This is a genomic window from [Flexibacter] sp. ATCC 35208 (genome assembly GCF_001975825.1).
In the GTDB taxonomy this organism is placed as follows: Bacteria; Bacteroidota; Bacteroidia; order Chitinophagales; family Chitinophagaceae; genus Chitinophaga.
On sequence record NZ_MTKN01000021.1, the window covers coordinates 58,016 to 76,745 of the forward strand.

17 protein-coding genes are annotated in these 18,730 nt (G+C 44.2%); 2 read left to right on the top strand and 15 right to left on the bottom strand.

The annotated features are described in order from the left end of the window. Position 1 precedes the first annotated feature (1 nt). Both BW716_RS15125 and BW716_RS15130 read left to right on the top strand, forming a co-directional pair. On the top strand, positions 2 to 799 hold the full coding sequence (locus BW716_RS15125) for a DUF1365 domain-containing protein (protein WP_220388763.1): 798 nt from the start codon (positions 2 to 4) through the stop codon (positions 797 to 799). 70 nt (positions 800 to 869) lie between these two features. Next, complete coding sequence (locus tag BW716_RS15130; protein WP_220388764.1) at positions 870 to 2,102, top strand: cyclopropane-fatty-acyl-phospholipid synthase family protein; 1,233 nt, start codon at positions 870 to 872, stop codon at positions 2,100 to 2,102. 63 nt (positions 2,103 to 2,165) lie between these two features. Here BW716_RS15130 and BW716_RS15135 read toward each other — a convergent pair whose 3' ends face one another. From BW716_RS15135 to BW716_RS15205, 15 genes are all read right to left on the bottom strand, one after another. After that, positions 2,166 to 2,528, bottom strand: a complete 363-nt coding sequence (locus BW716_RS15135; RefSeq protein ID WP_083723432.1) for a hypothetical protein — start codon at positions 2,526 to 2,528, stop codon at positions 2,166 to 2,168. A 2-nt stretch (positions 2,529 to 2,530) separates the two neighbouring features. After that, positions 2,531 to 3,478 carry a glycosyltransferase gene (locus tag BW716_RS15140; RefSeq protein WP_179091146.1) on the bottom strand — a complete coding sequence of 316 codons (948 nt, stop codon included), beginning with the start codon at positions 3,476 to 3,478 and terminating at the stop codon, positions 2,531 to 2,533. Between the two features lie 191 nt (positions 3,479 to 3,669). Next, positions 3,670 to 7,068 (bottom strand): ATP-binding protein, encoded by a 3,399-nt coding sequence (locus BW716_RS15145; RefSeq protein WP_083723436.1) that lies wholly within the window; start codon positions 7,066 to 7,068, stop codon positions 3,670 to 3,672. 18 nt (positions 7,069 to 7,086) lie between these two features. Then, positions 7,087 to 7,683: a DUF4194 domain-containing protein gene (locus tag BW716_RS15150; RefSeq protein WP_083723438.1), complete on the bottom strand. Its 597-nt coding sequence runs from the start codon at positions 7,681 to 7,683 to the stop codon at positions 7,087 to 7,089. 6 nt (positions 7,684 to 7,689) lie between these two features. After that, positions 7,690 to 9,159 (bottom strand): DUF3375 domain-containing protein, encoded by a 1,470-nt coding sequence (locus tag BW716_RS15155; RefSeq protein WP_083723439.1) that lies wholly within the window; start codon positions 9,157 to 9,159, stop codon positions 7,690 to 7,692. A 54-nt stretch (positions 9,160 to 9,213) separates the two neighbouring features. Then, the gene (locus BW716_RS15160) at positions 9,214 to 10,119 is read right to left on the bottom strand and encodes an ADP-ribosylglycohydrolase family protein (protein WP_083723441.1); all 906 of its coding nucleotides are present in this window, start codon (positions 10,117 to 10,119) and stop codon (positions 9,214 to 9,216) included. Between the two features lie 52 nt (positions 10,120 to 10,171). Further along, complete coding sequence (locus tag BW716_RS15165; RefSeq protein WP_083723443.1) at positions 10,172 to 10,663, bottom strand: hypothetical protein; 492 nt, start codon at positions 10,661 to 10,663, stop codon at positions 10,172 to 10,174. 112 nt (positions 10,664 to 10,775) lie between these two features. Beyond that, on the bottom strand, positions 10,776 to 11,396 hold the full coding sequence (locus BW716_RS15170) for a hypothetical protein (protein WP_083723445.1): 621 nt from the start codon (positions 11,394 to 11,396) through the stop codon (positions 10,776 to 10,778). 21 nt (positions 11,397 to 11,417) lie between these two features. Then, positions 11,418 to 11,912: a class I SAM-dependent methyltransferase gene (locus tag BW716_RS15175; RefSeq protein WP_083723447.1), complete on the bottom strand. Its 495-nt coding sequence runs from the start codon at positions 11,910 to 11,912 to the stop codon at positions 11,418 to 11,420. A gap of 2 nt (positions 11,913 to 11,914) precedes the next feature. Continuing rightward, a complete protein-coding gene (locus BW716_RS15180) occupies positions 11,915 to 12,877 on the bottom strand; it encodes a hypothetical protein (RefSeq protein WP_083723449.1) in 963 nt (320 codons plus the stop codon). A 13-nt stretch (positions 12,878 to 12,890) separates the two neighbouring features. Continuing rightward, complete coding sequence (locus BW716_RS15185; RefSeq protein WP_083723451.1) at positions 12,891 to 13,991, bottom strand: toxic anion resistance protein; 1,101 nt, start codon at positions 13,989 to 13,991, stop codon at positions 12,891 to 12,893. 17 nt (positions 13,992 to 14,008) lie between these two features. Next, positions 14,009 to 14,623, bottom strand: coding sequence for a TerD family protein (locus tag BW716_RS15190; RefSeq protein WP_083723453.1), 615 nt, complete (start codon positions 14,621 to 14,623; stop codon positions 14,009 to 14,011). Positions 14,624 to 14,628: 5 nt separating this feature from the next. Beyond that, positions 14,629 to 15,183, bottom strand: a complete 555-nt coding sequence (locus BW716_RS15195; RefSeq protein ID WP_083723455.1) for a TerD family protein — start codon at positions 15,181 to 15,183, stop codon at positions 14,629 to 14,631. A gap of 4 nt (positions 15,184 to 15,187) precedes the next feature. Continuing rightward, positions 15,188 to 16,021 (bottom strand): phosphoribosyltransferase family protein, encoded by an 834-nt coding sequence (locus tag BW716_RS15200; protein ID WP_083723457.1) that lies wholly within the window; start codon positions 16,019 to 16,021, stop codon positions 15,188 to 15,190. 262 nt (positions 16,022 to 16,283) lie between these two features. Continuing rightward, complete coding sequence (locus BW716_RS15205) at positions 16,284 to 18,722, bottom strand: DUF4982 domain-containing protein (protein WP_220388765.1); 2,439 nt, start codon at positions 18,720 to 18,722, stop codon at positions 16,284 to 16,286. Between the last annotated feature and the right edge of the window lie 8 nt (positions 18,723 to 18,730).

Consider the following 18,730-nt stretch of genomic DNA (forward strand, 5'->3'; position numbering starts at 1 on the left):
CATGAGCGGAACCTCTATTCATTCATGTTTATACAGGGCACAGGTAATGCACCACAGGCTGTCGCCAAAGCGGCACCAGTTCAATTACCAGGTGTTTATGTTTTACATCGATCTGGATGAAGTTGATTATCTGTCAAGGCACCTGCGCTTTATGAGCAGGAATCGTTTTAACCTGTTTAATTTTCGCGATAAAGATCATTTGCAGATAACAGATAGTCAAAACACCCGTGAACAGATCCTTGCTTACCTGCAACAGCAGGGCATTACAACGCCTATCGGGCGCGTCATGCTACTGACTAATTTATGTACGTTAGGGTATCAGTTCAATCCTGTTTCATTCTATTACTGTTATAATATGCAGGGACATCCTGTTTGTTCTGTAGTAGAAGTATGCAATACATTCGGGGAATTGAAACCTTATTTACTGAACGATACAACACGCAACCAGAAAGGATTCAGACTGTATACAGGTAAATACTTTTATGTGTCTCCTTTCTCCGACATGGATACACAATTTGATTTTGATCTGAGTATACCGGGAGCACGGTTGGATATACGCATCGATGATTGTCATAAGAGTGGCGAACGATTTTTAATCAGTACACTAAAAGGAGAAAGAAAACCACTGACGGATGGAATGCTGCTCTATTACTTTTTAAGCTTTCCGTTGATTACGTTCAAAGTGATCTGGATGATTCACTGGCAGGCACTTCGCTTATGGTTGAAGAAGTTGCCCTTTCACGCAAAAGCAGCAAACAAGCACCTGCAGCGTGATCTTTATCGACCTTACAAATCATAATTATATTTTCTCACAGGGAAAACTATTAACATCAGTTAATGGTAACGGCATTCCCATATTTATACTTGACATGCAAACATCCACCCTTCCATATGCGAAAAAGAGTAAAAGTATCTATCAGGATATTGTACTGAAAGTGATGGCTGGTATGAACCGGGGATTGCTACACCTGACTTTGCAGGATGGTGAACAGCTCACTATCGGAAATGGAGAAGGTAATATCAGGGCGAATATCCGTATCAATGATGCAGCGTTTTACAGCAGGATACTGTTGTATGGAGATGTAGGATTTGGAGAAGCATATGTAGATGGACTGTGGGATACAGACAATATCACGAACGTGATAAAGTGGGCGTTACATAATGTAGAGAACACACCGGGATTATCAGGTAGTAAAACAAAACAATTTGCTTTTAACCTGTTTAGCTGGTTCAATAGATTGTACCATAACAGGAGAGCGAATACCCTGAAAGGGTCACGGAAGAATATCTCTGCCCATTATGATCTGGACAATGATTTCTTTGCCAGCTTCCTGGATCCGACTATGACATATTCAAGTGCTTATTATTATAAAGAAGATCTGACGCTGGCAGAAGCACAGCTGGCAAAGTATGAGCGGTTGTGTCAGCAACTACATTTAAAAACGGATGATCATGTGCTGGAAATAGGCAGTGGCTGGGGTGGAAATGCCATTTATATGGCAAAGACGTATGGTTGTAAAGTAACGTCACTGACTATTTCCCAGGAGCAGTATAAACTGGCTGTAGAGCGAGTTTCAGCTGCAGGCCTGCAAGACAAGGTGAACATCCAGCTAAGAGATTACAGGATGATGGAAGGCAGCTTTGATAAGATTGTATCTATCGAAATGCTGGAAGCTGTAGGGCATGATTATCTGCCGATGTACTTTACAAAATGCCATGAGCTGTTGAAGAAAGATGGCATACTGGCCATACAGGTGATCACTGCTCCTGATTCAAGGTATGATAGTTTAAGAAAAGGTGTGGATTGGATTCAGAAACATATCTTCCCGGGGTCATTGTTACCATCAGTAGCAGCTATCAACAATGCAGTGAACAGAACCGGAGATATGACAATGGTAGACCTAAAAGATTTAGGTCCTGACTATGCAAGAACATTGAAGGCATGGTTTGATGCCTTCAATGAAAACCTGCTGCCTGATATGAGTGCTGCATTTATCCGCAAGTGGAATTACTACCTGTGCTATTGTGAGGCAGCATTTGCTATGCGGAATATCAATGTAATGCAGCTGGTGTATACCAGACCTAATAATATGAGCCGATAGTTATTAAATCCTATATAGATGTACGTGGAGAAGAAGGCAACCTGTAATGGGTTGCTTTTCTTTTTATACTACGTCCGGCACGAAGTTGATCTCAGCCTCGTCTTTAAATGCAACATACACTCTTTTCCATGGCTGATCATCTATCAGTTGCCACTTGTGGCCACTGCCAGTCGTATCCATAGCTATCAGTATATCGCCGGGTTGAAGGGTGAAGGTTTCGCCCGGACCGGTTTCAAACAACAAGGTCCCTGAAAGCGTGATCACATACTGTGTAGTGGGTGCCGGATGCCAGTCATAAAAACTATGCGCCGGTGTTTCGTTGAACATAATTGATGCTGCAGGATTTACCTGCAAATTCGATATTGTACCTACCTGTACATAAGAATGGCCGTCATTGCCTGTGTATAACTTGTACGCCCTGATCATAACTATTTAAACATTTTCCTGAATGATTCCAGCAATCTCACCGGCAGTGACTTTGCACGGGAGAAAGCCTGTTCCGATGCCTTACGTTCCTGTAGTATTTCTGTACTGATCACAGGATCTACTTTTATATAGCGCGAAAGACGCCTGACTAATCTAACTCTTTTTCTCCTTACATGTATAAGCTGTATCAGTTCTTCATCACCAATCTCTCCTTTTAACTCTTTCAATTGCAACACAGGTACAGGATGATTGTTTTCTATTTTTTCCATATACCCATACCCTACCTGTTGTTTACTATGCACACGGTAACGGATCAATGGCTCTTCTATATATCCCAGCATCTTTGCATTTGCAGCCACCAGCGCGATCCACGCATCATGCCAGATCTTGTGCATCAGGCGAAAAGGCAGGATCTGTGACAGGCTCTCCTTTTTGAGCGCCAGCGTAGCCCCGGTTACAATACGACCGTGTTTCAACAGGTAGCGGAGCAGGTCATCTTTTGTTTGTGCATATGCTCTTACTTCGGCAGTAAAGCCCACTACATCCCACAAGGTAGAAGGTAATGCGGCACTGTTTTCATCCATGAACACTCCATTGGTAAACACTACTTTGTCCTGCGGATGCGCAGCAAAATGCGCAACTACCTTTGCCACCTTCTCAGGCAACCAGCAATCATCATGATCACTCAGAAAGATGATGTCTCCCCTGCTCTCTGCCAATGCACGTTCGAAATTCTTACGCGCACCTTTGTTCTTTTCATTGTGGATAATGCGGAAAAGATCCGGATAGCGGCTGGCATAATCATGTAATATCCGGGTAGTCTGATCTGTAGAAGCGTCGTCGATCACTACGATCTCATTCACACGAAGCGTTTGGTGAATGATGGTTTCCAGTTGTTCCGGAAGGTATTTTTCACTGTTGTAGGTGCAGATGCCGACGGATATGATCACTATTCTTCGATTTTTCTGCAATATATAAAAAAAGAGGCCGTATCATGAGTTAAGATTACGGCCTCTTTTTCTGAAAATGGTTTTCATTCCCCGTTGGAGAATTCCCCTCTTTCATGAATATTTTATTCGGGTCCCTGATGGAGGTAGGTAACCCTTTAAGTAATTCTGAAAAGGTCTAATTTTTGTATTAATCAGGCAACTTCTACATCGGATATCTTATCCTGCAATTCTTTTACCGTCATATTGTAGAGCACACTGTGCCTGTTATTCACTCTTTGTACCAGGTGCACATGGGCAATGAACTGTTGTACCACGGCAATCTTATCACTTGGCGTTACCACCAGCAATTGTAAGTGCAGCTGCTTACAGAGTTCCATGAGGTAAGTTGCCTTTTCCTCATCCTGGTTACTGAAGCTCTCATCCACCGCAATGAAGCGGAGACTGCGGGTATTTTTACCTTCTCTCGTAATACCAAACTGGTATGCAATGGCACTACAAAGAATGGTGTAAGTCAACTGTGCTTTTTCACCACCGGACAATTGTCCCATCTGGCGGTAGATCTTCTTGGATTCATTGGTATTGCGATACCTTTCATCTGCCCAGAATTCAAACCAGTTACGTGCATCCATCACCCTGTTACGGTAAGTTTCACTTTCATCCAGTGCGGTGATCAATGGCATCACCCTTTCACGGAAGTGCGTGGCCTTTTCTTCGAAGGTGCTCTGTTGCCAGTTAGCCGCCTGTGGCAGGGCATCGAGTAAGCGGCTTTTGAATTCCCTTACTTCTGTACCGGTAGGCACTGGTCGCTTCACCAGCTGGATATAAGTATCCGGCAAACGGTTGAAGTTGATACCACTCAGGGATTGATTCAGCTTATGGATCGTGTTGGTGATATCACGCTCCCACTTTTCCATCTCCTCATTCAGCCCACCGATCTTGTAAGTGATGGTGACGTTGATATAGCTTTCGAAATCCTTTTTGAAACGGGGCAGGTTATCATTGCTCAGTTTATCCAGCCATTCGATGTATTCGCCCGCATTTTTCGCCTCTTCTGACATGGCATGTACATCTGCACTCCAATCGGGAAAACGCGCTAATAACTCAGGAGAGGGGTTTTTAAGACGATTGATACTGCGGTTCAGCAAGACTTCTTCCTTATGGCTGGCATCTTCTGCCTGCTTCAGGTTTTGTTCTTTACTATCACGCAGCGATTTGTACACGCTACCGATATTATCCAGCGTCACCTCACTCAGCTCCTGGCTATGCTGCTGCTGGAATTGCAACAGCTGGTCTTTGTCTGTATCTGTAATGTGCTGTAACAGGGCCTGCAGGTTTTCCTGCTCTGTTTCCATATCAGAGATGGTACGTTGTGCCAACGCTTCGTTCCTGATCAGGGTCGCCTGTGATTCCTGTACGTGCTGCTTTTGTTTTTCTACATCCTGCAACTGTTCTGTCAGTGCATCCAGCTCCATATTCTCGTCACGCATGGAAGCGATCTGCTCTTCTGCTTTGTGAATGTTCTTTTGGAGCTTAGGGATGTTCAGCTCTTCAAACCCCTTGTGTTCCTTTAAGCGGCCGGCAGCATAGAATTGCTTTTGCAGCCGTGCAGAACGGGTTTTGCAGGTTTGTAATATTTCGGTGCTGGACATAATGGCTTCATTCAGCTTATTACGTTTAGCAATCAATGCTTCTTTTTTCCTGTCGTTGTTCCACCCCATTACATAACGGGCTTCGTCATTCCTGCCGGAGCGGTCATCCTTTTCATGACGATCCCTGTTCTTGATCAGCCCTTCGATGGTAATGGCCATATCATAACGATGCAGGGACTTTTCGTTTTCTACACAGGTGTAGTTAAAGTTCTGGATGATCTGTTGCTCTACCCACTCTGTGAGTTTGTGATCAGGATGGAAATCCAGTTTTTCATAGACGGTGTTTTCATCCGGATACAGGGTGAGTGCAGATTCCTTGATCTGGTAGTAGACCAGACGGGTACGCATGTTATTGTTGTTCACATAACTGGTCACCTTTTTGTAGTGCTTATCCGGCACCAGCAGGCGTAGTGCAAAGGAATGCAGCAGTTTTTCGATAGCAGGCTGCCAGTGCAGTTCTTCTGGTTTCACCTGTATCAGCTCACCTGCAAAGAGGATCTCACCTTCATCTATTTTCAGGTAATTGCACATGTCTTTGCGCAACTGGATCAGGTGAGAAGGGATGTTGTTCTTTGACTGGTGCAGGAGTTCAATTTCCTTTTCAAGGCTATCTTTTTCACCATCCGCTTTTTCCTTTACACGCTTGGCGCTGTACTCATCTTCTTCATTGAGGCGCTGTTCTGTTTCCAGTTTCAGCGCGGCACGGCCGGCTTCTTTCAGGAGACGTGTATAGGTAGCTTCGTCGTTGATTTCGTTATCCTTTATGTGCAGTGCTTCGCACCAGTTCACAAACTCCTGCAGGTTTGCTTCGGCCGCTACTTTCTTCTGGCGCAGTTCTTCGATGGTCTTTTCCAGTTGTTGCAGGCGCTGACCTGCTTTGTTCTGTTCCAGCATATTGCGGGTCGTACGCTCCTGTTCCAGCAGTTCATTTATCTGTGTTTTAGACTCTTCTATCTTGCGGAGCAGGGTGGTCACTTCCAGACGTTTCTCCAGCAAAGCCTGTCCCAACAACTGGCTACGGGTAAAGCTATTCCAGATGGTAGCCGTATTCAGGTCCTGCTTGTAACCGGAGATCTTTGCAGAAAGGTTGGCAAAGTTTGCATGGTGCTCCCTGATAGGTTCCAGCATGCGGATCTGTTCTTCTGCCTTTTCGATATTGCGTTGCGCATCCAGCAAAGTGGTCAGGTGTTTTTTCAATTCCTGAAACTGCTCTTCCATATTGCGTGGTTCCAACATGTTGGTACGGATAAAATCATCCAGGTTACCCAACACCTTGATACCTACCGTCTGGTTAAAGAGCTGTAATGCCTGTATGCTCTGCATACCCAGGGCATCTACCAGTCGCTGTGCATATTTGCTGGCGGCGTCAAACCATTCTACCTGTTTACGCGCTCCTTTATTAAAGAGCTGATCGATACGTTTTTTCCACTGACCACCCAGATCGAATGGACGGAAATCGTCTGCAATGTGCATAGCTCTGTGTGCGACACCGAAGATCTTGCGCATGTCGCCATTCACGAAGTAACGCACCTGGAAGATGGTCACAAATTGCTCTGCTTCGTTGGCAAAGCTGGCCAGCAGAATGCTGTAGGCTTCTTCTTTGTTCTCGCGCAGATACAGGGTTTTGGTCACACCGGTGGCTTCGTTGTTCACCATACCATAACCTCCCATTACATAGGAATCTTCGGTACGGTCACCTTTCTTTTCACTGCCACTACTCTGGTTATAAAAGCGATATTTCTTTTCCGGCACCATCAGGGTGAGCAGGGCATCGATGAAGGTGGTCTTGCCACTGCCATTAGCGCCGGTGAGCAGACTGGTCTCCCCTTCTGGCTTAATTGTATGAATATGTTCATCAAAGGTTCCCCAGTTGAACACTTCCATATATTGCAGGCGGAAGCCGGTCTTTTGACTATCTGTACTGAATACGTTTAATTGCATTGGATGAGTTGGTTTTGCTTACTCTGCCTCCACAGGGGTTTCCTGGTGAGCGAGCAGTTGTTGCTGGAATTGTTCCAGCGCTTCGCCGTCTACTTTAGCTTTGATGATCTTCCTGATGCGGAACTTCTGTTCATCGATCAGGTCGTTGTTTTCTGTTTTTTGCAGGAAGCCGTTTTCTTCCACTTTGTCGATCAGCCTGTCTATATCTTTCAGAAAGCGGATACGGCTGGCGCCTTCCTTGAAGAACAGTTCTGCATATTCCTTGATCTCTCTTCTCTTCTTGATCAGCTCACGGGAAGAGGAATCACTGATTTCGAATTCTGCCATCATCTCGCGCAGCAACACCAGCATGATGCTTTCCTCGTAAGAGAAAGAGCGGCGTTGTACCCAGCTTACATAGGCTTCTTCGTCTTCTGACATGGCATGCTTTACAAATGCATAGCCATCCTGTTCATCCAGTACCAGAGTGAGGCCTAGTTGCTGAAGAAAGATGATCAGTTCCACCTTGTATTGCAACAGTTTCTCCCAGGCACTTTTTTCTACATATTCTACGGGTCCTTTGAGTAACTTGACCACTAAGGAAGCGTAGGGTAATATTTTGACAGGTGTACTCATACTTGTTTATTTTCCGAATAAAAGATAAGGTACTTCCAAAAAGCGGGTTTGCTCCGCATTGAGAGGTATCAGTTCTGTGGTATTCTGTACGGTGTATGCTTTGCCACCTTTTTCCCTTACGAAGTCGTAATAGCTGATAATTTCAGCAAGGCCATATTCCAGCGGCGAGGCTTCCAGTACTTCTTTGAGCGTAGCGGTCTGCTTGTCTTTCAGCACCCCTTCTACTTTTGTCCACAGGTATTTTTTGTTGATGTGAGAGGTATTGAGCAGGCGGCTGAAGCGTGTCATATCCTCTATTTTTTCGGTGGCGGTACCCGGTTGTTTTACCTCTGTAATAGTTTTTTTCTGTTCCAGGGTAAGCTTACGTTCCAGGATCATCCTGATTTCAGCACTGTCGTCAATGCTGATACCGGCTTCCACATCGTCTTCTTCTTCCTTGAAACCGAATACCAGTTCCTTGATGCTGTTGATCTGCTTGCGCAGGCGGCGGTGACGTGCAATCTCTTTTTCGGAGATAATACGGCTTAGTTTTTCCGCCATCTTATCATTGGCATCGTATACGTTTTTCCCTTGCTCCAGCAGCAGGGATTTGATGTTTGTAAGGAAAGACTCATCTGCCTGTATACCTCTTTCGTCTACCAGGTGCATGAGCTGTTCGGTGAGTTCCCGCCATTCTTCCTGACCGGCACGGGAGATGAGGAAGTCCCAGAAAGCATAAAAGCTCTTCCCCTGGTTACTGTTGCGAAGGGAGTCGTAGGCTTCGAATGCAAAACCGATGATGGCGCCTTTGCTTTGTTCAGCGCGGGTGTGCTGTTCCACGATCGTACGGTGTATCTGCTTGAAGTTATCTTCTACCTCACGGAAATCGCTGATCAGTTCGTAGCAGAGACGGGTAAAGAGTTCCAGTCGTTCCTCTACCTGGGCATTGTTATACCTGTCTGGGGTAATACCCAGTTCCAATGCTTTGATCTCTTTATCAATTTCGGCGCGCTTATTCCTGAGTATTTCCAGTTTCTTACCTCTGTCATCTTCTGTGTTCTCTACGATATCGCGGAGGGAGTTGAAGAGGAGTTTGAAGCGGCTTTCTGTACCTACGTGTTGCCGCAACTGCAGGGTCTGCATCCACTGGAATACTTTTTCAGTATAAGCACTGAGCTGATAGCGGGTATTGCCTTCGGCATCCGGCAGATCCTGCAGAATGCGTTTTTGTACCCAGTTAAGTATATATTTTCTGCTACGTGTTTCTTCGTCTTCACCAAAGTTGATCCTTGCTTCTTCCAGGTCTTCCACGCCGTCTTCCTGTAGGCTGAGCGCTTCGGCCAGCATTTGTACCAGTTGTGACTCAGGAATAGAGAAACGGTTCTCTTCCTTGAACACGCTGTACAGGAATGGAAGTATCCAATGAGTGTTGCGCAGGCGCAGCATCTGGATAGCAGGTGAAGAGGAAATGAGCCAGAATAAATCGTCTTTGTTCATAGAGGGTGCAAATTGTAGAAAAAAAAGGTTCGAACAAAGAAGGAGTTTCCCCCATTAGATGTTGAAAAAAAGAGTGGACCTGTAATCCTCTGTCTGGTCGATCCATTCCTGTGGAATATGTTCAGTACCAGCAGATAAGACAACGATGCTCCCTACTATGGCACAGGTGGTGTCCCGGTCGCCAAGGCCATTTACGGTAGTCCAGATAGCATCCTCAAAACTATCCAGATGGTGGGCTGCACACCAGAGGGCAAAAGGCACCGTATCCTGCGCCAGCATTTTCACCCCGCTACCAAGTATCGAAACGATGGTACGGATGTCGTAATGGGCTGGTAATGTGGCTGCTTTTTGAATTTTGGATCGGGTATCGCTGTCAGGTGTATGCTGTATGATAAAATCAAAGAATTCCTTAGCAGTAAGAGCTGGTTGACGGATCACGATGCTGGCGGCCAGGGCTACGGCGATAGCGCCGGCAATGGCTTCTTCGTTATAGTGTGTCACTTCTGCTGAAAGGCGGGCCTGTGTCACAAGTGTTTCCACATCATCATGAAAGTAAGCTCCGATCGGGGCGGCACGCATAGCGGCACCATTGCCCATAGAGCCCATGCCATCAAACACACAGCTACTCACTGTTTTCCAGTCTTCGCCCTCACCTATTGCACGCAGAATAGTGTGAGCGGTGCCACCGTAACCACGGTAATCGTCTAATTTGTAGTTTCTGGCAAATTCAGTGGCGAGCTTTTGCTGGTCAATCTTTCCCTCCTTTGCAAGTATGTTGTGAATACCTATTGCCATGACCGTATCGTCAGTGACATTCCAGTTGCCTGGTTTTAATTCCTTGTAAATTAGTCTTTTGGTGATGAGGTCCTCATTGCCAAAGAAGGTTTCTCCAAAGGCGTCTCCGATTGAGAGACCGAATAGAGAAGTGCTGGCGAGGCGTAGTTTTTCGGCTATGGTCATAAAGTATAAAGATACTAATATATGCCTTTTGCACATATTAGTATCTTTACTATTATTGCTTTTCTACAGCTTTTAATCTCGCATCCATCGCATCCATCTGCTTTTGCTGCTGAATAATATAAAGTGTGAGTTCTTCTACCTTTTGCAACAGGGCTTTGTTGATGGCTCCCAGATCTTGTCCTTCTTTTCCTACTTCTGCTGCGCCAGGTATCGCTGGCAGGTGCTTATTGGCTTTGATATAGCTTTCTACTTCCTGTAGAGTAGGCAGCTGGTATTGTTCATCGAATACAAAATCAGGCCATCCGGTAGTAGTTACTTTTATTTTTGTAGCAGTGATTGTACCATTTACAGCGAGTTGAGACTGAGGTGTCTTAGTACCAATACCCACATTACCTCCCATCAGGTAACTATCTCCATAAGAGTTTAGGTATACCTGTTTTGTACCCTGGTGGCTGATTGCAAAGCCATGTTCCCCGGCATTATTGTTTGTGTACCATTCCAATGTACCATCTGCCGGGGAATATAATTTTTTAGGATTACCCATTTAAGGGTCGTTTAAAATACACAAAACCTTTTATGGCTCTGCATTTCATAGGAAAATCGCATAAAAAACAAGTGATGGTCAATTAAGGGCTATGAGCTTTAAATGGGTAATCCTATAATTTTTTATCAGAAGAAGTCCCATCAAAACCAATACCTCCACCTTTGATAGTCAATACCTGATCAGGGCTTGCAGTTCCAATACCTACTTTACCGCCATTGGGATTTAACAACAAACTACCATTCATAGCAGAAGAGGAATATGCCTGAATCAAACCACTGTTATTCTGCCCGATACTCATGGCCAAACCACCTGTAAAACGGGAGTTGTGAAGTTCCAGATGACTACCATACGTGAAAACATTATTCCCTTCAACAGCAACATCAATGTAGAGTTTTTTTGTAAGGGAAGCCCCTCCACTTACCTGAAGTGCAGTGCTGGCATCATCTGTAGCCCCATTAATAAGAGTACGGCCAGTAGTTGTAATAGTAGTACCTCTAAGGCTCAGTGGCAGGTAAACACTACTACTTCTGTTGTATGATTGCAAAAATCCGGTAGCACTCTGGTAGCCCAATTCCAGGCCGGGACCAGTAAGGGTGATTGGCATGTTAGCACCTGTAATACGGATTAAATTTGTAGTCGTGTCACCTGAGGTAGTAACAGTTTGAAGGGTCTGCCCCTGGGTCAGAGTAACAACAACAAAGCAGGCTATTGCTGCCAGGAAAATTCTTTTCATGGTATAATTTAAATTTAAAAATTACGAACTAATCAATGCTGCATACATATTTCCCTGACCATAAGCAGAGGGTCGTTCTCTCAATTTTTTAATCTGCTTGTCAGGAAAACAGGTCGTCAGTTTGCTATAACTAACCGGATATGGCACCCATGTTGGCACTGGTTTTTCTATATCGTACTCGATAACTAACAATGTTGAACAATATCTTTTCAGCTTTTGTAAAAATGCAGGTTTATCCTTCACATAATGCAATGAATTGGCCATCAATATACCATCCACAGCACCAAACGGAAATGGATCAAACACAAAATCCAGCTCAAATATCTCTATCCCATGCCCGGGAATCCGCGTAGCCGGTTTATGATCCACTGCATAAATAGTACTTCCTTCAGGCAGGTAATGCGCCAGTGCCATAGAAAACAAACCACTACCGCAACCCAGATCTGCCCATTTGCTAACGGGAGCATGCTGCAATATATCACATTGTATAAACTGGATGGCTTCGGATAACTGCATGGTTAAAGACTATCTGTATTCAACATGGCTTTCAGAATATTGGCTTCTATATCCACATCACTGAGGTTCTGCAGGAAATTCACATCATCAATCTTATTATGATAATCCGATATCAACCTTTTTATATCAGGTGGTATCTGCGTCTTTACCACGCTGGCAGTGCTTTGCAACTGATCGTTCTTATCTGCTATTTCCTGTACGATCTTCGCTTTTTTGGAGATATTGTTATGCAGGTCTATGCCTGACAGCTCTGCCATATCAAGGAAGAGAAATAAATTGCGGGAGGGCACAAACACAAAATACCTGTCCAGACCTGTAATACTATATACTTCCAGTATCAGGCTACCTGCTGTCAATCCACAATAGAATTCACTCCTGAATTCTACCTTGTTCAGAATGCCCAGGAGCCTTCTGTGTATAGTGGCGTAAGCATTCCGGTATACTTCTGCAGGATTATAGTCGGTGAGTTTTTCTACGAGACTGAATGGAATATCGAAGAAGAAATCAGCCGCGAAGCGGGCGCTAAAAGCATTGATATTTTTCGAGAAAGGCGACTCATCTTTCTCTTCTGATAATAACTGGAAAAGCCGACGCAGGGACTGGTTTACTTTCAGTGCCTGCCGCTGCTTTTCCAGGTTATAACTTTGTTCTGTGAATACGTTGCTATTCAGCTTGTCAATAAGGTCTGTGTTCAGCTGTATCTCATCATGGAGAATGAGTACATTCCGCTCGTTGGCAATTTTGATTTTCCTGAGCAGTTCGATAATGGTCAACGAATATTGAACATGAAAGAGTTCCAGTTTATTCACATCCAGGTCTGTATTGTTCTCAAATAATTTATGGATCACCTGTGTACGTAGGTAGATCTTATAGATTATTTCATCTTCAAAAAAGACTGACAGCAGTTGTAGTTTGCTGATCGTTCTTTGTGACTCACTTAATATGATAGCCCGGTTCTCCTCCATTTTCTAGCATTCCTTATACGTTGGTTACATTCTTTCTCAGTTCTGTTTCAAGTGACTGCAATTCTGTATTCAGTTGTTTTCTGTTTTCAGTACCCTGATCATGAATACGTTTCACTTCGGCCAGTGTTTCGATCAGGGAAGAAGTAGTACGTTTCAGTGTTTCGATAGATACGACTGTACTTTCATTCTGCTTCGCTACTTCAATACTGTTTTGTTTCAGCATGTCAGCATTCTTCTGCAGGATGGTATTGGTCGTATCTGCTACTTTCTTCTGCATTTCCACATTCGCCTTTTGTCTTTGCAGGGCAACGGCGATGGTCAGCTGGTTCTTCCACACCGGAATGGTGGTAGATACGATGGATTGCGCTTTTTCGGCGATAGCAGTATTGTTGTTCTGCACCACTCTGATCTGTGCCAGGGACTGCATCATGATGAAGCGTACGATCTTCATATCGGCCAGGCGCTTGTCCAGACGGTGCAGGAACTCGCGCATATCAGAGATTTCGTAATCCTGGTATGCAGTCGGGTTGCCTTCCATTTCTGCCAGCTTTATGCTCAGCTGATTGTATTTGTACTGACCGGAGATGATCAGTTCTTCCATCTGCTTGATGTAGTTCACATTGTTGTCGAACATCGTCTGCAGGGCAGTATTGTCCTTCAGAGAGTTGATACGACCCGCTTTGATCTTGTTGGTGATCTTGTCTACATTCGCGATCACGGTATCGTACTTCTGGAACATTGCTTTCACATCCACTACCAGCTTCTTGAAGAAAGGTATTTTGGACATGAATGATTTGAATCCGCCCTGTTCCAGTTCATCTACATCTATATAGTTCAGTTCTGTCAGCAGGTCGTTGATGTGACCACCTACTTCTCCGGAGTTGAAGGTACGTACGGAGGTCAGGAAGTCGTTGCTATACTTGTCCATGGATTTCTCCACTTCGGCACCATAGTTCAGGATGGCGTTTACATCACCGGGTACAAGGGATTTGCTGACTTCATCGTACTTCTTACTTTCGTCTGAAGAAACGACGGTGAGGTCTACATTGCCTTCCCTGTCTATGTGAGGGCTGGCAATGACTACATCAGTTGTTGTATTTGCATTGATATCCATTAGCAAATTTTTTAGTCTTATAAGTATTGGCGGGTTACTGTATCAACAGTTTCCTGCAGTTTTCTGTCTTTGGTAGCTTCTCCGATGGCATTGAATTTCCATTCACCATTCTTCTTGTAGAATACTCCCATGACCATGGATACGTGTCCGGCAAAGGCGGCATCGTGTGCAATGTCGTACTTGGCAAATACTTCAGTAACTCTGCTTGGAGTACCTTCGTAAATGCGGATGGATGCAAATGGAATGGTACCGAAATCCTGCCCTCTGAAGCTGTTGAGTACAAAAGCTACATAGGTGACGTTAGGATTGAGGATGGAGAAATCCAGTGTGATCACTTCGTTATCCAGTCCGTCGTTACCATTTACATCGCCGGTGAGGTCGTCACCGCTATGTCTTACCGCCCTATCCTTGGATTGCAAGTTACCAAAATAGACAACTTCCAGGGCTTGTTTGTTTTCGTTATATAATACGCAGCTACCATCCAGGTCCACGGCCTCTTTGGTTTTGCCGAGTCCGAATAATCCTTTCTTTTCAATAGCGCCCCAGTTGATACCCACACATACTTTTTCCAGTTTGGTGCCATTGCTCTTTTCGAGGGAGATGCGTTGTCCTTTCTGTAAGTTGATAGCCATGTCGATTAGTTGTATTTATTTAGATAATCCTGTAAACCGCCTTTCATACCGGCACCTACAGCTTCAAATTTCCATTCGTTGTTTCTCTTGTAGATACGGCCAAACTCAACGGCAGTTTCGATAGAGAAGTCTTCTTCCAGCTCGTACTTGAGCAGTACCTGATTGGTGGAAGAATCAACGATGCGAACATAGCTGTTTCTTACCTGGCCAAAGTTCTGGCGCCTTTGCTCTGCTTCATGAATGGTCACTACCACACAAAGTTCGGATACATTCGGATCGATTTTAGACAGGTCTACATGGATCTGCTCATCATCGCCAGCACCTTCACCAGTCAGGTTATCGCCGGAATGTTCTACAGCATTATCTGGTGATTTTTTGTTGTTATAGAATACAAAATGCGCATCTGATAAGATCTTTTTATTATCTCCGAGAATGAAAACTGATGCATCCAGGTCGAAACCGGAGCCCGTGGAAGAGCTATTGGTATCCCAACCAAGCCCGATTGTGAACTTAGGCGCATTGATTGCCTCTCTCTGTCCTTTTTGAAGGTTAATTGCCATTTTTCTAAGCTTTTATATTATTTGTCGGATATATGTATGTATTGATGAAGCCGAGGTTACGGGCGTAAGCGTCGATGGTGTGATACCCGTTGCCCAGGGCCATGTTATATAGCAAATTGACAAAGTTTTCCGTTTGATTCTGTAAAAAGATACAAAATGAATCGTAATCGTAATTCAGGATATACTTTACAATCCTCGTATTGATCTGGAAACTATCCCCTTGTATAATCTTTTCAAGATCGAAGATAGACTTCACACAGTGATAATTTAAATAATTTTCGATATTCGGATGAATTGAATGATTGGCCAGCTCTGCAAAGTATAGCATGCAAATATCGTTCTTCAGCTCATATTCGTCCACCATACGCAGGATCATCCTTTCATGACTGCCTGTGATTCGGATATCATCCAGGAAAATTACGGTTTTTCCTTCCAGGAACGCCTTATCGACATGAAAAGAATCGTTGCCAATCAGTTTAAGCCTTTCTGAGGCATTCAGCTCTCCGTAATCTTCCTTGTAGGTGATGGTGCGGTGCACCTTGGCCTCCTGTACTACGGGATAACCTTCTTCGGCCAGCCACCGGTTCAGGCGGAATACGAAGTGGTTCTTCATCGCAAATGTAGCCGTAGGAATGAATGCATATGGACTGGAAATAACAACCAGTTGTTTTTCCGGCGGCACATAATGCAGGTGATTCCTGATATACCCTTCGGCGAGGGCTATACCAAAATCCCTTGCTACTACATCATCTCCAAATTTAAAGCGGCTATAGGCATCCGGTGAAAAACCGAAGCTGTCCGGATGGTGTATTTTATGTAATGAATAGGTGAATGTCATTCGTTTAACAAACTTTTAAAGTTCCATAAGTTGATTACTATTCAATCAATGCCTGGTTTTGGGTCTATAAAGCTTTTGTCCCTCGGTCAATATTTTAAAAATAACGAGATTTTCCGGGTTCCGTCAATTTGGAGGTTAAATATTTGATGAAGTTTTTATACAAGGAGCAAACGGGGGATAAATGGGATTAAAACAAACGATTTACATATTAAAATAAATACAGAAAGGCGCCGGTAATACCAGCGCCTTTCTGTATGATTGATCAAAAACCGCTTTTGAGCAATATCTTTCCTGGACTTAGCCCTTTAGCTTTTGCTTGCACAATGATCTCTCCTGCCTGTTCTTTTGACTGAACAATGGTGGTCAACTCTCCGTTAAATGCATGCATCTGAGGAAGATGAAATAAGTCAAGCGAAGTAGGATCTCCATTGGCAGCTGCTTTATAACTACCTGCACCAGAAACGGTGAAGGTGATCAACCGCTGATCTGCCGGACAAAGGTTTCCATCCTTATCTACTATTTTTACACGTATATAAGCCAGGTCGTTCCCATCGGCAGCTATTGTATCTCTATTGGCTTCCAGTACTATATGATGTGGCTTACCCGCAGTACGGACGATCTTTTCTTCCGCAGCTTTTCCATTTTCATCATAGGCCACTACCTTTATTTCACCCTTTTCGTACACTGCATTCATCCACATTAAGCGGTAACGGTTTTGTTTAGTAGAATCATTTTTGAACCGTTTGCCATAGCTGGTGCCATTGATGAATAACTCGGCTGAAGGGTAATTAGTATAAGCAAATACAGGCGTTACCTGCCCTTCCCGACCCGGCCAGGTCCAATGCGGAAGTACATGTAATGTAGCCGCTTTTTTATTCCAGACACTCCTGTACAGGTAATAACGATCTTTGGGAATACCTGCCAGATCGATGATGCCGAACATGGAACTATGATTTGGCCAGCCATCCACATCGTAAGGTGAAGGCTCCCCTAAATAGTCAAAACCCGTCCATACAAACTGGCCAATAGACCACTCATTATCTTCCGCCATCGCCAGATCTTCATCAGGCAAATTGGACCAGGAGCAATACTCAAAGTCGTAAGATGATGACTGGTGATCTTTATACACCGCATCGCCCTTTCTTACTACAGGGAACTGGTATACTCCCCTCGAACTTACCGTAGAAGAAGTCTCTGTACCTAACACCAGATTTTGTGGCAGCTTACCATAAGCTTCTTTATACCTGTTCACCCTGTAATTGAATCCCGGAATATCGATCATAGATGCAAAACCATTGCTTAACACACAGCTTACCTGATCCATACCACAGGTAACAGGTCTGGTAGGGTCTTCACGGTGACAGATGTCCTGCAGGAAAGAAGCTACTTTGTATCCATCAGGGCTACATTGCGTAGGTACTTCGTTACCGATACTCCACATGACCACACAAGGATCATTGCGATAATGGCGTAACATATTCACCATGTCTTTCTCTGCCCATTCTGCAAAAAAGCGATGATACCCGTTTTCACATTTAGCAATATCCCATTCGTCAAATGGTTCTATCATCATCATAAAACCCATTTCATTACACAAGTCAACCAGTTCAGGTGCAGGCATATTGTGCGAAGTCCGGATAGCATCACAACCCATTTCTTTTAAAAGCGTCAGTTGATAACGCAATGCAGCTACATTGATTGCAGCACCCAGTGGCCCAAGATCATGGTGATTACATACTCCCTGAAACTTGCGCAGCTTGCCGTTTAAATAGAATCCTTTATCTGCTACAAAGCGGATATCACGTATACCAAAGCGGGTGGTGTAAGTATCTATCTGCACGCCGTTCATATAGATCACAGACTTTGCCGTATACAGATTAGGTGTTTCGGGAGACCATAATGCCGGCTGATTCACGATGAAATTCTGTTCAAACGGTTTGCCATGCGTGACCTTTTGTATGTTCTCTTTTACTGCAACCTTCTCTCCTTTTGCATTCAGTATTTCTGTGATGACTTTGATATCTGCATCTCCTGTATTATCGATGTTTGTTTTTAGATTCACAGCAGCATATGCATCGGATACATAAGGAGTAGTCACATACGTACCCCATACAGGTACATGTGCTTTTTGTGTAACTATCACATGTACATTCCTATACAACCCTGCACCAGGATACCACCTGGAAGATTGTGGCTTATTTTCTAAACGAACGGCTAACAGGTTATGCTGACCATCAGCTGTTAAATAAGGGGTCACATCTACTGAAAATGAGTTGTATCCATTGGGCCAGAAACAAGCTTCTTTACCGTTCACGTATACTTTTGCTTCGCTCATTGCACCATCAAATAACAGCGATACGGTTGCTCCTGCAGGTACATCAAAATGGTTACGATACCAACCAATACCTGTATAAGGCAGGCCCCCTGTTCTACCAGTTTTCGTGCTGGCAACGGTTTCACCATTCTGTTTCACCGCTACCTTCTGCAGGTCATTATTACGATCAAAAGGACCATATATTGCCCAGTCATGTGGTACGGAAACAGTTTTCCAGTCTTTATCATTGAAGTTTGGTTCCATTGCGCCCGATGGATCGCTTTGGATAAACTGCCAGTTCTTTTGCAGCAAATATTCCTGCCGGTCCTGTGCCTGTAAGCAATTTGAGATCAGCACAAATAGCAGGCACCATCTTATCATCATCATATCGTCTG

Bases quoted from the DNA above. Each gene is read 5' to 3' on its own strand.
- BW716_RS15125 (WP_220388763.1), top strand. From the start codon at position 2: ATGAGCGGAACCTCTATTCATTCATGTTTATACAGGGCACAGGTAATG.
- BW716_RS15130 (WP_220388764.1), top strand. From the start codon at position 870: ATGCAAACATCCACCCTTCCATATGCGAAAAAGAGTAAAAGTATCTAT.
- BW716_RS15135 (WP_083723432.1), bottom strand. From the start codon at position 2,528: ATGATCAGGGCGTACAAGTTATACACAGGCAATGACGGCCATTCTTAT.
- BW716_RS15145 (WP_083723436.1), bottom strand. From the start codon at position 7,068: ATGCAATTAAACGTATTCAGTACAGATAGTCAAAAGACCGGCTTCCGC.
- BW716_RS15150 (WP_083723438.1), bottom strand. From the start codon at position 7,683: ATGAGTACACCTGTCAAAATATTACCCTACGCTTCCTTAGTGGTCAAG.
- BW716_RS15155 (WP_083723439.1), bottom strand. From the start codon at position 9,159: ATGAACAAAGACGATTTATTCTGGCTCATTTCCTCTTCACCTGCTATC.
- BW716_RS15160 (WP_083723441.1), bottom strand. From the start codon at position 10,119: ATGACCATAGCCGAAAAACTACGCCTCGCCAGCACTTCTCTATTCGGT.
- BW716_RS15165 (WP_083723443.1), bottom strand. From the start codon at position 10,663: ATGGGTAATCCTAAAAAATTATATTCCCCGGCAGATGGTACATTGGAA.
- BW716_RS15170 (WP_083723445.1), bottom strand. From the start codon at position 11,396: ATGAAAAGAATTTTCCTGGCAGCAATAGCCTGCTTTGTTGTTGTTACT.
- BW716_RS15175 (WP_083723447.1), bottom strand. From the start codon at position 11,912: ATGCAGTTATCCGAAGCCATCCAGTTTATACAATGTGATATATTGCAG.
- BW716_RS15180 (WP_083723449.1), bottom strand. From the start codon at position 12,877: ATGGAGGAGAACCGGGCTATCATATTAAGTGAGTCACAAAGAACGATC.
- BW716_RS15185 (WP_083723451.1), bottom strand. From the start codon at position 13,991: ATGGATATCAATGCAAATACAACAACTGATGTAGTCATTGCCAGCCCT.
- BW716_RS15190 (WP_083723453.1), bottom strand. From the start codon at position 14,623: ATGGCTATCAACTTACAGAAAGGACAACGCATCTCCCTCGAAAAGAGC.
- BW716_RS15195 (WP_083723455.1), bottom strand. From the start codon at position 15,183: ATGGCAATTAACCTTCAAAAAGGACAGAGAGAGGCAATCAATGCGCCT.
- BW716_RS15200 (WP_083723457.1), bottom strand. From the start codon at position 16,021: ATGACATTCACCTATTCATTACATAAAATACACCATCCGGACAGCTTC.
- BW716_RS15205 (WP_220388765.1), bottom strand. From the start codon at position 18,722: ATGATGATGATAAGATGGTGCCTGCTATTTGTGCTGATCTCAAATTGC.